Origin of the sequence: Streptomyces sp. NRRL S-337, assembly GCF_000720175.1 — a bacterium.
GTDB classification, from domain to species: domain Bacteria; phylum Actinomycetota; class Actinomycetes; order Streptomycetales; family Streptomycetaceae; genus Streptomyces; species Streptomyces siderophoricus.
This window is the reverse complement of the sequence record NZ_JOIX01000021.1, coordinates 24,756-37,247: the sequence shown is the minus strand read 5'-3', so window position 1 is coordinate 37,247 and position 12,492 is coordinate 24,756. Positions and strand designations below refer to the sequence as shown.

Annotated in this window: 12 protein-coding genes; 5 read left to right on the top strand and 7 right to left on the bottom strand. The window is 70.5% G+C overall.

From position 1 onward, the window contains the following. A complete protein-coding gene (locus tag IG62_RS0117715) occupies positions 1-489 on the top strand; it encodes a hypothetical protein (RefSeq protein WP_030803334.1) in 489 nt (162 codons plus the stop codon). Here IG62_RS0117715 and IG62_RS0117710 read toward each other — a convergent pair. The 4 genes from IG62_RS0117710 to cynR all read right to left on the bottom strand — a co-directional run bounded on the left by IG62_RS0117710 (position 450) and on the right by cynR (position 4,614). After that, complete coding sequence (locus IG62_RS0117710; protein ID WP_030803331.1) at positions 450-2,069, bottom strand: amidase; 1,620 nt, start codon at positions 2,067-2,069, stop codon at positions 450-452. The genes IG62_RS0117715 and IG62_RS0117710 overlap by 40 nt on opposite strands. Positions 2,070-2,233: 164 nt before the next feature. After that, positions 2,234-2,608, bottom strand: a complete 375-nt coding sequence (locus IG62_RS0117705; RefSeq protein WP_030803328.1) for a hypothetical protein — start codon at positions 2,606-2,608, stop codon at positions 2,234-2,236. Positions 2,609-2,839: 231 nt separating this feature from the next. After that, positions 2,840-3,601: a MerR family transcriptional regulator gene (locus IG62_RS0117700; RefSeq protein WP_030803325.1), complete on the bottom strand. Its 762-nt coding sequence runs from the start codon at positions 3,599-3,601 to the stop codon at positions 2,840-2,842. A 107-nt stretch (positions 3,602-3,708) separates the two neighbouring features. Next, positions 3,709-4,614 carry a transcriptional regulator CynR gene (gene cynR / locus IG62_RS0117695; protein ID WP_030803322.1) on the bottom strand — a complete coding sequence of 302 codons (906 nt, stop codon included), beginning with the start codon at positions 4,612-4,614 and terminating at the stop codon, positions 3,709-3,711. Positions 4,615-4,943: 329 nt separating this feature from the next. Here cynR and IG62_RS0117690 point away from each other — a divergent pair, with 329 nt between their 5' ends. Continuing rightward, complete coding sequence (locus IG62_RS0117690; RefSeq protein ID WP_030803319.1) at positions 4,944-5,546, top strand: carbonic anhydrase; 603 nt, start codon at positions 4,944-4,946, stop codon at positions 5,544-5,546. Between the two features lie 97 nt (positions 5,547-5,643). Continuing rightward, a complete protein-coding gene (cynS, locus tag IG62_RS0117685) occupies positions 5,644-6,114 on the top strand; it encodes a cyanase (RefSeq protein ID WP_030803316.1) in 471 nt (156 codons plus the stop codon). 115 nt (positions 6,115-6,229) lie between these two features. Here cynS and IG62_RS0117680 read toward each other — a convergent pair whose 3' ends face one another. Next, positions 6,230-6,793: a type-2Aa cytolytic delta-endotoxin gene (locus IG62_RS0117680; RefSeq protein ID WP_030803313.1), complete on the bottom strand. Its 564-nt coding sequence runs from the start codon at positions 6,791-6,793 to the stop codon at positions 6,230-6,232. A gap of 246 nt (positions 6,794-7,039) precedes the next feature. Then, a complete protein-coding gene (gene ggt / locus IG62_RS0117675) occupies positions 7,040-8,914 on the bottom strand; it encodes a gamma-glutamyltransferase (protein WP_030803310.1) in 1,875 nt (624 codons plus the stop codon). A gap of 417 nt (positions 8,915-9,331) precedes the next feature. On the opposite strand from ggt, the gene IG62_RS41990 reads away from it, so the two are divergent. Together IG62_RS41990 and IG62_RS0117665 are read left to right on the top strand one after the other, a co-directional pair. Continuing rightward, a complete protein-coding gene (locus IG62_RS41990; protein ID WP_051798194.1) occupies positions 9,332-10,147 on the top strand; it encodes a DUF6424 family protein in 816 nt (271 codons plus the stop codon). A 102-nt stretch (positions 10,148-10,249) separates the two neighbouring features. Next, positions 10,250-10,813 carry a glycoside hydrolase family 25 protein gene (locus IG62_RS0117665; protein WP_037838506.1) on the top strand — a complete coding sequence of 188 codons (564 nt, stop codon included), beginning with the start codon at positions 10,250-10,252 and terminating at the stop codon, positions 10,811-10,813. Here IG62_RS0117665 and IG62_RS0117660 read toward each other — a convergent pair. Continuing rightward, positions 10,806-12,377 carry an esterase/lipase family protein gene (locus IG62_RS0117660; protein ID WP_030803301.1) on the bottom strand — a complete coding sequence of 524 codons (1,572 nt, stop codon included), beginning with the start codon at positions 12,375-12,377 and terminating at the stop codon, positions 10,806-10,808. The two genes, IG62_RS0117665 and IG62_RS0117660, sit on opposite strands and share 8 nt — an antisense overlap. Positions 12,378-12,492: the final 115 nt, after the last annotated feature.

The window sequence follows — 12,492 nt, the reverse complement described above, 5'->3', positions numbered from 1 at the left end:
GTGATACGCCTTGCCGCCCCGTCCCGCCCGTCCTATCTGCGCGTGGTGCGCGCGAGTGCCTGGTACGACCTCGTCGTCACGGCGGGGTTCGCGACCCCGTGGACGTATGCGCTGGTGCACGGCGCGCTGTCGTCCTGGGGTGGTGCGCTCGGGCTGGGCGCCATGCCGGCCCGCGAACCCCTGCAGACCCTGTTCGCGAACCTGACGGGTTCGGTCGTGGTCGTCTGGGCCCTGCTGCGCGTCGTCCGGCCGCTGCCGGTGCACGGACTGTTCGACGCCGCCGCGCGCACGCTGTTCGCTTCCTGGCAGGCGTACGCGCTGGCCCACGGAGCCCCGCGGGTGCTGTGGCCGTTCTTCGTCGTCGAGGTGGCGTTCGGCGTGGTCCAGCTCGTGCCGTGGTGGCACAACCGCCGTGCCCTGGCGGCTCCGGAGCGGGGCCCTCGGTCCGCTCACCCTCGGGGGCTCTCCGGGCCGACCGACGGCAGGTAGCGCGGCGCTCGCCAGGCGTGCAGGTGGTGCTCCACCGCGGCCCCCAACGACAGCAGCGCGGCGTCCCGGTGGCCACCGGCCATCAGGAGCAGGCCGACCGGCAGCTCGTCGACGAAACCGGCGGGCACCGACAGGGACGGGTAGCCGGCCACGGCCGCGGGCGTGGAGGACGGGATCACGTCGTTGTCGCCCCGCGCGCAATCGGTCGTCCAGGCGGGCGGGTTCGTCGGCGCGGCGATGGCGTCCAGATGGTGGGCGGCGATCGTCTCGTCGAGGGAACGCCGGGACAGGTCCCTCAACTCGGCGCGCTTCGCCCGGTAGCCGGGGTCGGTGGTGCGCGGCGCGGCGAGCGCCCGCTCGAACAGTTCCTGACCGGCGAAGCAGGTCCGTTCGGCCGGGTGGGTGCGGTCGAACTCGATGAGCCGGGCGAGGTTCCGCGGCCCGTGGCGGGTGGCGAGGTAGGCGTCGATGTCCCGGTGGAACTCGCTGAACAGCGCCGGGAATTCGAGCTCGGCGAGCCGGTCCTGGTACGGGGGCGTCACTTCGACGACCTCGGCGCCCGCGGAGCGCAGTCTGTGTGCCGTACGGGTCATCAGGGCGTCCACCTTCGACCCGAGCGAGGGCAACCGCCACAGACCGATCCGCTTGCCGCGCAGACCGCCGGAGCTGCTGGAGCCGCTGAGGCCGCCGGGCGTACCGTGGCGGACGCCGGCGTCGCCGCTGAGCACCGCGAGGGTGAGCGCGACATCGGTCACATTGCGCGCCATGGGACCGGCGGTGTCCTGTTCGGCGGAGATCGGCACCACGCCGGACCGGCTGACCAGTCCGAGGGTGGGTTTGTGGCCGACCACCCCGTTCATCCCGGCGGGGCAGACGATCGAGCCGTCGGTTTCGGTGCCGATCGCCACCTGCGACAGCGACGCGGCGAGCGCGGCGGCCGAACCGGCGGACGACCCGCAGGGGTTCCGGTCCAGGACATACGGGTTGTGGGTCTGCCCGCCCACCGCCGACCACCCTGATGTCGGCTTCTCCGCGCGGAAGTTCGCCCACTCGGAGAGGTTGGTCTTGCCGAGGATCACCGCCCCCGCGTCCCGCAGCCGGGTCACCAGGGCGGCGTCGCGGTCCGGTGGGGTCCCGGCGAGTGCGAGCGAACCGGCCGTCGTCGGCATGTCGTGGGTGTCCACGTTGTCCTTGAGCAGGACGGGAATGCCGTCGAGCGGGCCGCGGGCATTGCCGTGCCGGTGCCTGGCGTCACTGGCGGCCGCCTGGCGCAGGGCCGTCGGGTCGGTACGCAGCACCGCGTGGATCACGGGGTCGATGATCGCGATCCGTCGCAGATAGGCCCGGGTGAGCGCGGACGAGGTCAGCGAACCGTCCGCCATGCGCGCCTGTATCTCCGGGATGGTCACGGTGTCGAGGTGATCGAGCCCTGTTGTGACGGACGAACCTCCCTGCTGATGGGGAGAGTTGGTGCGGTACGCAGCAGTGGCGGCTTCGGCGCGTGGCTGCGGTGCCCCTGGGATGACGAGGGCTCCGGCACCCAGGGCGGCGAGCAGCGTGACCACGCTCCGGCTTTTCATGAGGGGTAGTTTTCCCATGAGGGGCAGCGGACTACATTCCGGCGATCCGCCGCAAGAGGGCACCGGGGCGCCTGCGACGCCATGCCGTGCGGACGCTCGGGCCGGACCTCTTCGTCGGAGGTCCAGCCCACACAACTCACGGGCGAGGACAGGCAGTTACCGCTTCACGGCCGGACGAGGAGGATCGAGTTGATCGGCGTCAGGTCCTTGTCGATGTAGTAGCCGGCCCAGAGGTAGCCCTGGCAGTCGCCCGTGCCGTTGTAGCCGGTGCAGGTGCGGGCCGTCGCGCCGCCGGTCTGGTTGTTCAGGACGTAGTGCTGCCCCACCTGGTTGCTGAGGTTGTGGGGCCCGTAGCTGTAGAAGGCGAGGGACGGGCGGTCGCCGTTCCACCCGGCGTTCTGCGGGTAGACGCAGACGGCCCCGGACGGGCAGCCGTGCAGGCTGCCTGCGGCCTGGGCGGCGTTGGCGCCGGTCGCACCGACCGTGGTCAGCGCACCGACGGCGAACGCCAGCGCGGCGGCCTTGGTGATCTTTCGCATGGTTTTCCCCCTGGTGGTCTGGTCTGTGTGACCGCTGTACGGCAACCCGGCGGTATGTGGCGCGAGGTGCCGTACGACGGTCGCAACAGGATTTTTCACCAGATGCCGCGGTCGCACCATCTCTTCGATCTGGGGCGAAATCGGGGGCAGAAAAAGGTGACTTGTGGTAATCGCGACGGGCCGGTCAAAGCCGCCGTGGGTGCGCGCCCCCATGACGACCGCCTCTCCGGCTCAGTTCTGCCGGGTGGTGGCGTACACCTCGATGGCGTCGCGCTGGTACGCGGCCAGGCCCGGCGCGATCGCCTCGTATGCGGCGCGCCACTGCCCGTTCTCCACACAGGCACGTCCGATGGCCCGGTGCTCCTCGGGCGAGACCTCCCGGATCCCGGCCAGGGTCCGGTACTGGGCGTCGATGTGCGCCTGGACCGCGTCGGAGTCGACGGGCTCACCGGCGGCCATCAGCTCGGCCAGCCGGATCATCTGGGCCGTACGCGCCCGGTGCCCGGCCTCGACCTCGGCCTCGGTCATCGTCGACGCGTGCCGCTCGACCTCCGCGGCCAGCTCCGGGAACTCCCGCAGGTTCGCTCCGTACTGGTCGGGCCGGACGCCCTCGAAGAGGTTCTCCGGCCGGTTGATGCCGGTCATCGGGCTGCCGTCCTTTCTGGACTGCTCCAGTTCGGTGAGCGTGCGGGCGACGGTGCCGGCCAGGGCGTCGAGCCGGTCGCGCTCGGCGAGCAGCCGGCGGTGATGGCCGCGCAGCGCCTGGATCTCGTCGACCTGCTCGGCCAGGATCCGGCCGATCGCGGTCAGCCCCAGGCCCAGCGCCCGCAGTACGAGGATCTGCTGCAGCCGCAGCAGTTGACGCTCCTCGTAGTAGCGGTGGCCGTTGGCGCCGATCCGGGCCGGCGGCAGCAGACCGATCTTGTCGTAGTGCCGCAGCGTCCGGGCCGTCACGCCCGACATCCGTGCCACCTCCGCGGTCGGCCAGGCCATCGTCGCCTCCCTCACGAGTGTTCACCGGGCCGGTCGTTCCGGCCCTGGTCAGAACGGTAGAAGCTGCCGCTGCGGCAGTTTCAAGCCCGGCGGGTGTCTTCCCTTCCTCAGGCCTCGGGGAAGCCCTGGGCGCGTGCCCACCGGGTGGTCAGGCGGGTGAAGGCGCGGGCGGCCGCGCTCTGGTACGTCGTCTCGCGGCGGAGCAGGGTGACGGTACGGGCGGGCAGCGCCGGGGCGAGCGCGAGCGGCGCCAGGTGCGGGTGGTCGCGGGTGAGGGCATCGGGCAGGACGGTGGCGAGCGGGCTGCGCCGGACGATTTCAGTGAGGGCGAGGAGGGAGTTCGCCTCCACCGCGATCCGGGGGCGCGCTCCGTGCCGGGTGAGGTAGGCGTCGATGTGCCGTCGGGTGGCGAAGTCGCCGCTGAGCAGGGCGAGTTGGCGTTCGTCGAGGGTGCTGACCGGTTGGGGGCCGGGGGTGCCGAGGTCCGGGTGCCGGGGCCCGACGACGAGGCTGAGGGTCTCGGTGAACAGCGCGGTGGCCCGGATGCCGGGCAGATGGGAACCGGCGAAGGCGATGCCGAGGTCGAGGCGGTCGCCGAGGAGTTCGGCCTCGATGCGGTCCTGGGTCATCTCCCGTACCTCCAGGCTGATGCCGGGGTGCCGGGCGTAGAAGTCGGCCACCAGTGGGCCGGTGAGATAGGCGGTGAAGGTGGGCGTCACCGCGAGCCGTAGGTGACCGCGGGAGAGGTCCTGTACGTCCAGGACGGCCCGTTCGCCCGCCGCCAGGTCCTGGAGTGCGCGCCGGGCGTGGTGGACGTAGGTCTCGCCGGCATCGGTCAGCCGCACCGTGCGGCCGGTGCGGTCCAGCAGCTGGACGCCGAGGGCCTTCTCCAGCTGCTTGATCTGCTGGGAGAGCGTGGGCTGGGAGATGTGCAGCTCTTCGGCGGCGCGGGTGAAGTTGGCGTGCTCGGCCACGGCGAGCAGGTACCGCAGATGACGCAGCTCCGGCTTCATGGAGGCAAGTATAGATGGCAACGATAGAAGTCATCGGTAGTAGGTATTGGACGCTATAGATGCTGGTCGGGGAGGGTGAATGTCGTCGGGCCGGAGCGACGGATTCCGGCGGAATGTCATGGAGCCGGACCGACGGTCCCGGGTGAAGGTCGTCCGGCGACCGACGGTCACCAGAAGGACGGTCCGTGACCCGGCAGACGATCCAGAGAGAAGGGAGACAGCGAGTGCGACCTTCCGACGCCGCGCACCCGCCCGGTCAGCCAGGGCGGTCAGGCCGTACGCACCACGCGGACCACCTCGGTGACCACCCGCGTCATCTCACCGAGGGCATCGCGCGCTTCCAGCGGGAGGTGCTCCCCGCCAAGGCCGGTCTCTTCGCCCGGCTGGCCACCAGCCATCAGCCGGGCACGCTGTTCATCGGCTGCTCCGATGCCCGCGTCGTGCCTGAGCTGGTCACCCAGACGGACCCCGGCGAGCTGTTCGTCATCCGCACGGCCGGCAACCTGGTCCCGGCCTACGCGCCGGGCACCGACGGGATCGCGGCGAGCATCGAGTACGCGGTCGCCGTGCTGGGCGTGGCGGACATCGTCGTCTGCGGGCACTCCGGCTGCGGGGCGATGACCGCCCTCGTCGAAGGCCACGACCTGAGGGGCGCACCGGCGGTCGCCGGCTGGCTACGGCATGCGGATGCCGCGCAGGCCCGCACCGCGGCCGCCGACCGCGCCGCCGGCCAGGACCGGGTGGCCGCGCTGGTACGGGCGAACGTCGCGGCGCAGCTGACGAACCTCGCCACCCATCCCTCCGTGGCCCGCGCCCTGGCCGCTGACGCGGTCCGGCTGCACGGCTGGGTCTTCGACATCGCCACCGGGGCGGTCGACGACCTCGGCGACGGCACACCCCCCGGGGCCCGGCCGGAGCCACACCCCGCCTGAACGACCACACCCCTCGGCGGCCCTCTCCCCCGCCGTCCCCTCACCCGCCGAACACTCCCCCGGTGAACGGCCCCCTCCCGAAAGGAAAAGCCCTCTCATGGTGCACGCCCAGTTCGATCCCACCGCCCGTCAGCAGCTCGCAATCGCCGCCGCCGAGGCCAAGACCCGTCGTGATCTGTCCTGGCAGCAGCTCGCGGACGCCGCCGGCCTGTCGGTCGCCTTCGTGACCGCCGCCGTCCTCGGCCAGCACGCGCTGCCCGCGGAGTCCGCGCGGGCCGTCGCCGACCTGCTGGGGCTGGACGAGGACGCGGTACGGCTGCTGCAGACCGTCCCGACCCGCGGCTCGATCGAGGGCGGCATCCCCACCGACCCGACGATCTACCGCTTCTACGAGATGCTCCAGGTCTACGGGACCACCCTCAAGGCCCTGATCCACGAGCAGTTCGGCGACGGCATCATCTCCGCGATCAACTTCAGGCTGGAGGTGAAGAAGGTCGCCGACCCCGAGGGCGGCGAGCGTGCCGTCATCACCCTCGACGGCAAGTATTTGCCCACCAAGCCCTTCTGACCGGCCGATGGCACCTCCCGTCGCGTACCGGACGGGATCGTGGCCGGTCCCCGGGGAACCGGGGCGCGGCGCGGTGCCACGCCCCGGCCCCCGTGGGGTCGGGTGGCCGACGGGGTCAGCCGAGGGGCTGGAGCGCCTGGCGCACCCCGAGGGCGTTCAGCCGGATGGTGAAGCGCGCGATGTCGTCGAGGGTCAGCGGGCGGGCCTGCGCGGCGTCCAGGGTGAGGGTCACGTCGGCGCAGAAGGCGACGGCGTGCACAAAGCCCTCGGTCTCCTCGTCCTGGAGCGCAAACAGCAGGTTGCGGGAGTAGCCGGCGCCGTCGGCGACCTCCCCGCCGACGAACGCGTCGGCGAGCGCCGCCTCGGCCTTTTCCCAGAAGGCCGGGTTAGCGAAGGACTGCCCCAGCGCCTGGCGAACGGTCTCCCTGAGGGAGAGCACCATGACCCCGATCGGCGCGGTCTCCTGGAGTCCCCAGCCAGGGATGATCTTGACCGTCGCGCAGTCGGGGAGCGCCCCCGCCGCGCGGCTGATGGCGCCGAAGTCGTGACCCTCGGCCGGCCGTCCGGCGAGCGCGCGCTGGAAGGTGTCGGCGATGCGCTGTGTCTGCGCCAGGGCGTCGGGGCCCACTTCGAAGACCGTCCGGAAGGTGGTCTTCTCGGCGGTGGGCTGGTCGGCCATGACTGCTCCTCGTCTGCGGGAATCAACACGTCGCGCCGACGGGCAAGTATGCCAACCGGGCCGACCGGCCGTGCGCTGCTGCGAGACCCACCGTGGGCGGCGAAGATGCCGGAAGGCCGGTTCGGCGAGCTGGCGGCCTACGATCCGGCGGCGCTGCGTACGCTCAACCGATCGGAGGCGCACGGCACTCGGGCCCGCGGCTGGCGAACGCCGCGGGCCCGAGGGAGCGAGAAGGACGGTCCGGTCCTAGTGGGCGGCTCCCGCCGCACCGTCCGTCGTGTGGAGCACCATCGCGGACCCACCGCCCCGGCGCTTGGGTTCGGCGACCGCCTGGGTCCGGCCGTCGCGGAGGAACTCCAGGGCGGCGACCGCACCGATCTCCGGTGACGGGGTGAACGTCTTCGGGGCCTCGACGAAGTGCTGGCCGAGCCGTTCCAGGGCCGCGCGCTCCGGGGACTTGAGGAACGCCGGCTCCGCCTCGGTGTCCGGGCGGTTGCGCTGCGAGATCCGCGGTGCGGCGACCGCTTCGGGCAGGGTCATCCCCAGGTCGATCCGGTTGACCAGGGTCTGCAGCACGGTCGTGATGATCGTGGCGCCTCCGGGCGAGCCGACGGCGTAGCGCGGCTTGCCGTCCTTCAGGACGATGACCGGGGACATGCTGCTGCGCGGCCGCTTGCCGGGTCCGGGCAGGTTGGGGTCGGGCACGTCCTTGGCGAGCGGCGTGAAGTCGAAGTCGGTCAGTTCGTTGTTGAGCAGGAAGCCGCGTCCGGGGACGGTGATCGCGGAGCCGCCGGTCTGCTCGATGGTGAGGGTGTACGACACCACGTTGCCCCAGCGGTCGGACGCCACCAGGTGCGTGGTCGAAGGGCCTTCGTACGGCTCGTGGTTGCCGGATCCCTTGCTGCAGCCGTTGCCCGGATGCCGCGGGTCCGCGGGCGCGACCGGGCTGGTCAGGGTGCTGGTCGGCTTGATCAGGCAGGCGCGTGCCCTGGCGAACTTCTTCGCCATCAGTTCCTTGGTGGGCACGTCGGAGAAGGCCGGGTCGCCCACCCACCGGTTGCGGTCGGCGAAGGCGATGCGGCTGGCTTCGAGGTAGTGGTGGAGCGCCTGGACCCGGTCGGCCGCGGAGAGGTGGAAGTTCTCCAGGATGTTGAGGGCCTCACCGACGGTGGTGCCGCCGGACGACGAGGGCGCCATGGAGTAGACGTCGAGGCCGCGGTAGGTGGTGTGGGTCGGTTCGCGGCGCAGTGCGGTGTACTTCGCGAGGTCACCGGCCGCCATCAGACCGGGGCGGATCTTCGCGTCGGCACCCGGGGCCACCGGCGGGTGCTGGACGGTCCGGACGACATCGCGGCCGATCGCGCCCTTGTAGAGCGCGTCCATGCCCTCGCGGGCGAGTTGCCGGTACGTACGGGCGAGGTCCGGGTTGCGGAAGCGGGAACCGACGACCGGGAGTTTGCCGTGCGGCAGGAAGAGCTTCGCGGTGGAGGAGATGTTCCGGAAGCGCTCCTCGTTCATCTCGGTCTGGGCGCGGAATTCCTCGTTGACGACGAAACCGTCCTCGGCGATCCGCGTCGCGGGCCGCAGGGCCTTGGCCGGGGAGAGCGTTCCCCAGTCGCGCAGTGCCTTCCGCCAGGTCGCCGGCGTACCCGGAACTCCCACGGACAGACCGGAGTTGACGGCTTCGGGGAACGGAATCGGCTTGCCCGTCGAGGGATCGACGAAGGCGTCCGACTTCATCCGGGCCGGCGCGGTCTCCCGGCCGTCGATGGTGCTGACCTTGCCGGTACGGGCGTTGTAGTACGTGAAGTAGCCGCCGCCCCCGATGCCCGCCGAGTACGGCTCGACGACGCCCAGGGCCGCGGCGGTGGCGACCGCGGCGTCGGCGGCATTGCCGCCGTGCCGCAGCACTTCGATGCCGGCCCGGGACGCGTAGGGGTTGACGCTGGAGACGGCGCCGCCACTGCCGGTGGCGACGGACTCCTTGGCGGGCGGCTTGAGTCCGGTTTCCGACCCGGCCAACGCGGCACGGGGCGCGGACCCGGTGCCCGGCTGGGCACCTGCGCTGAGGGAGAAGACGAGGGGAACGGTGACCGCGACAACGGATGCGGCAGCGACCACGACACGACGACGGACAGGCAAGACGCCTCCGGGGATCTCTTGACGAGGGTTGAGATTGCGGAAACCCTGACAGCGGTTGATCAGCGCAGCAACGCCTGCGGGCAATAATTGCGCTTCTTCTGAGGTTCCCGCCCGGTAACCACAGCAACTACGCCACGTGCATCAACGGCACCGACTGCGCCGGCCACTACGGACTCTGCGCAGGGTCGCTACCCCGCGCACCGGCTCCGGGCCAGGGGTAGCATCGCCCGTAGAGCAGGGAATGTCAGAAGCATCGCCGGATCGAGGAGTTCGAGGCGCTCGCGGCTTCAACTTTCGCCTCGTCGAAGTGAGCTGAGCCGGTCCACGGAGCGGGACCGAGGTGCTTCCGGGTGTTGTTGAAGCCCCAGGTATCGGGTTTTCGACAAGGAGATCGTCATGAACAGCCCGGCACGGTCACACCCGGAACACGAAGACTTCCCCTGGACCATATCCATCGCCGACCACCCGCCCCGCAGCGATAGTGCACAGTACATAGCCAGCCGCAAGCTGATGCGTGAGCTCGTCGGCACGACGGACGACTGGACGTTCGCCCCCGGCCCGTACCAGGACCACCACGGCGGCGGAGTCTGGGTCAAGGACAACGACGGCTGGATCTGCCTGTTCCTCCCGCTCGGCATCGAGTGGTCGGCGCAATTCTGCGCGGATCCCGCGAAGGTGGACCGCGTACGCCAGTGCGCGGCCCGGGTGGTCGGCGCGTTCCCGGACACCCTGCCCGGTTATGCGAGCTTCGGCTACGACGACGGCGAACGGCTCCTGACCACCGTCATAAAGAACGCCGACCAGGTGGCCGAGTGGACGGACTCGATATTCAACGCCTCGGTGCCGCTGCCCGCCGGTACCCATTCCGGGGTGCTTCCGAAAGCGGCCGGATACCACCATTACCCGAAGCCGATCGTGGACATCGACCACTTCCGCCATGACGACTTCGAGCTGTTCGTCACCGATGAGAAGGGTTTCCCGGTGGCGGTCGTGCCGGTCGCGCCGCGCGGCTCCGGCGACGGCAGGGTACGCGTCCTCGCCGCCCATCCCAGCTCGTCCTACGCGGAGTGCCTGGTCACTCCGCCCGCGGCCGCCGCACCCCGTTCCGCCGCGGGCGCGGAGCCCGAAGCGCGGGCCGAGGAGTGGAAGGGCGCCGTCCTTCCCCCCGACGACGCCCTGGCGCGGCAGGCGTTCCGCCGGCAGACGAGCTGACGGTCCCACGACCGGCACCCGGCCACCGCCCCGGCCGCCCGCGCACGCCCCCATGCCCGTCACCATGCGCCCCTCGCCATGGGCCCTCACAGGGAACCGATCATGACCATCAAGGGAATCGATGTCTCGGCATTCCAGCCGGAGAAGTACCGGACCGCCGGCTCCGACTTCGTGTTCATCAAAATCACCGAAGGGACCAGCTTCACCAACAAGAACTGGGTCGCCCAGCGGAAGACCGCCCGCGACGCCGGGCTGGTGACCGGGTTCTACCATTTCGGCCGCCCCGGCCCCGTCTCGGACCAGGTCGATTTCTTCCTCTCCAAAATCGACCTCGCGGCGGGGGACATCCTGGTCCTCGACTGGGAGGATCCGCGCCTCTCAAGTGCCTGGAAGGACAGCTGGCTCAAGGAGGCCCGGCAGCGCGCCGTCGGCCACAAGGTGATCCTCTACTGCAACCGGGATTTCTGGCTGCACCGTGATGAGTCCTCGTTCGCCGGTGACGGCCTGTGGATCGCCCAGTACAACGGCCGGCCCGGTGACCCCGACATCCGGGCTCCGTGGGTCTTCCACCAATTCACCGATCACCCGATCGACACGAACGTGGGGAACTTCAAGGACAAGGCGGCGCTCGAGCAGTGGTCCTCGTCCCTCGTGCACCTCACCTGACACGGCTGACGGTGAGACGGAGACAGGACTCGGAGCCGAGCAGAGGAAGGGCCGGACCGGGCAGCGGGATGTCGGTGTGCAATTCTCCGTCCTCGGCGGTCAGGGAACACGGGTCCCGCTTGATCGGGTCGACCCGATCGACCTCACCCGCGACCTCTGAATTCCACCCGGCCCAGACGTGGAGTCCGTTGTCCGGTGCCTGATCAGGGTGGCCGACGTCCACGATGAGCGTGTCCTCCCAGTCGGCCACCTGCTCCAGGTGGTCCTCCCAGAAGAACCGGCCGCTCCTTTCGACGAGGTGGAACACCCGCAGCGCCAACGTGTAGCGCGCGCGGTTCGGTGACTGTTCCCGGCTGCGCGCCCGGGCGCGCTCCGGGTCGAGGAGGAATGCGGTGGCCAGCGGGACCGGGGCGACCCGGCCGTCCGCATCGGCGTGCTGGGCGGCTTCCTGATTCAGTTGAATCGGGCAGTAATGCGCCGCGCTCTGCTCGTGCAGTACCACCGGCAGGCCGCGCACCGACAGCCGCGCCTCCGCCTGCCAGACCGTCTCCGCATCACCGGGGCGCCGGCGCAGGTCGAGCTGGCACAGATCGACCCGGACCTGGTACTTCCCGAAGAGGAAACGGCGCAGATTCTGGTAGCCCTCTTCGGAGTTGACCAGTCCGTAGCGTCCCGAATGGGAGCGGTGGACGTACGCCCGATGCGCCTGGTGCACATAGGCGTTGTCGATGTGCACCAGACCGTCGCTGCGCGGGCCGACCGCCTTCTCCACCAGTCCGTAATCGGCGGCATTGGTACCGACGAGGCAAAACACCCGCTGTACGTCGAAGGCGGATTCCGGGATGTCGTGCGGCTGCCAGCCGGTGGGCGGTTCCTCGCCGTCGGACGCCCCGGGCGTGAGATAGGTGTACATCCGGTCCGGGGCGAACATCGCCGACCCGTTCGGCCCGAACGTCTCCATCGCCCAGTCGACCAGTCCCCCGCCGACGTCGAAGGAGATGCCCCCGTGCGGAGTGCCGTAGGTGAAGAATTTGTCCACCAGCTCGGCACCGGGAACGCGCGGTGTGCCCGCATTCGGATCGGCGGTGTGGGACACCTTCTGGATCATGCAGCGGGCCACCAGGCCGCCCATGGAATGGGCCACCAGATGGACCTTGGCGGCGCCGGTCTTCCGGCGGACGAGTTGCACGAAGTCGTACAGCCGCTCCGCCGCCTTCTCCAGATCGAATTCCTCCGGGGTCGCCGTCACGGACGTGCCGAAGGTGGAGGCGGCATAGTCGTAGAAGCGGAACACCCAGACGGACTCGGCCGGGACCGTGCCGTCGTCCTGTGTTTCGAGATACGCATGCTGATCGCCGCGCACCAGGAGCTCGTAGTCCTCGTCGATCATCAGCCGCAGCAGCGGCCCCTCGAACTGGTAGAAGCGCGGCGCACCGTCCCCGTCCACGCGGATGTGGGTGGCGCCGCTGTTGAGCCCGTAGAACGGGTCGTCGACCTGCTTGTCCACCCCGCTGGGCGGGCCGGCGTACCCACGCAGATAGATGAGGGGCGATCGCTCCGCCATGGGAGAACACCTTCCCGGGGCACTTTCCGACCGAGGCGCACGTCCCGCGGAGGCACAGGTCCTCCTGCTGCAGCCGGCGCGCGGTGAACCGCTGACCAGCCCAGCTTCCGGGCGG

Coding starts and splice junctions, on each gene's coding strand:
- IG62_RS0117710 (WP_030803331.1), bottom strand. CDS start 2,069: ATGAAAAGCCGGAGCGTGGTCACGCTGCTCGCCGCCCTGGGTGCCGGA.
- IG62_RS0117705 (WP_030803328.1), bottom strand. CDS start 2,608: ATGCGAAAGATCACCAAGGCCGCCGCGCTGGCGTTCGCCGTCGGTGCG.
- IG62_RS0117700 (WP_030803325.1), bottom strand. CDS start 3,601: ATGGCCTGGCCGACCGCGGAGGTGGCACGGATGTCGGGCGTGACGGCC.
- cynR (WP_030803322.1), bottom strand. CDS start 4,614: ATGAAGCCGGAGCTGCGTCATCTGCGGTACCTGCTCGCCGTGGCCGAG.
- cynS (WP_030803316.1), top strand. CDS start 5,644: ATGGTGCACGCCCAGTTCGATCCCACCGCCCGTCAGCAGCTCGCAATC.
- IG62_RS0117680 (WP_030803313.1), bottom strand. CDS start 6,793: ATGGCCGACCAGCCCACCGCCGAGAAGACCACCTTCCGGACGGTCTTC.
- IG62_RS41990 (WP_051798194.1), top strand. CDS start 9,332: ATGAACAGCCCGGCACGGTCACACCCGGAACACGAAGACTTCCCCTGG.
- IG62_RS0117665 (WP_037838506.1), top strand. CDS start 10,250: ATGACCATCAAGGGAATCGATGTCTCGGCATTCCAGCCGGAGAAGTAC.
- IG62_RS0117660 (WP_030803301.1), bottom strand. CDS start 12,377: ATGGCGGAGCGATCGCCCCTCATCTATCTGCGTGGGTACGCCGGCCCG.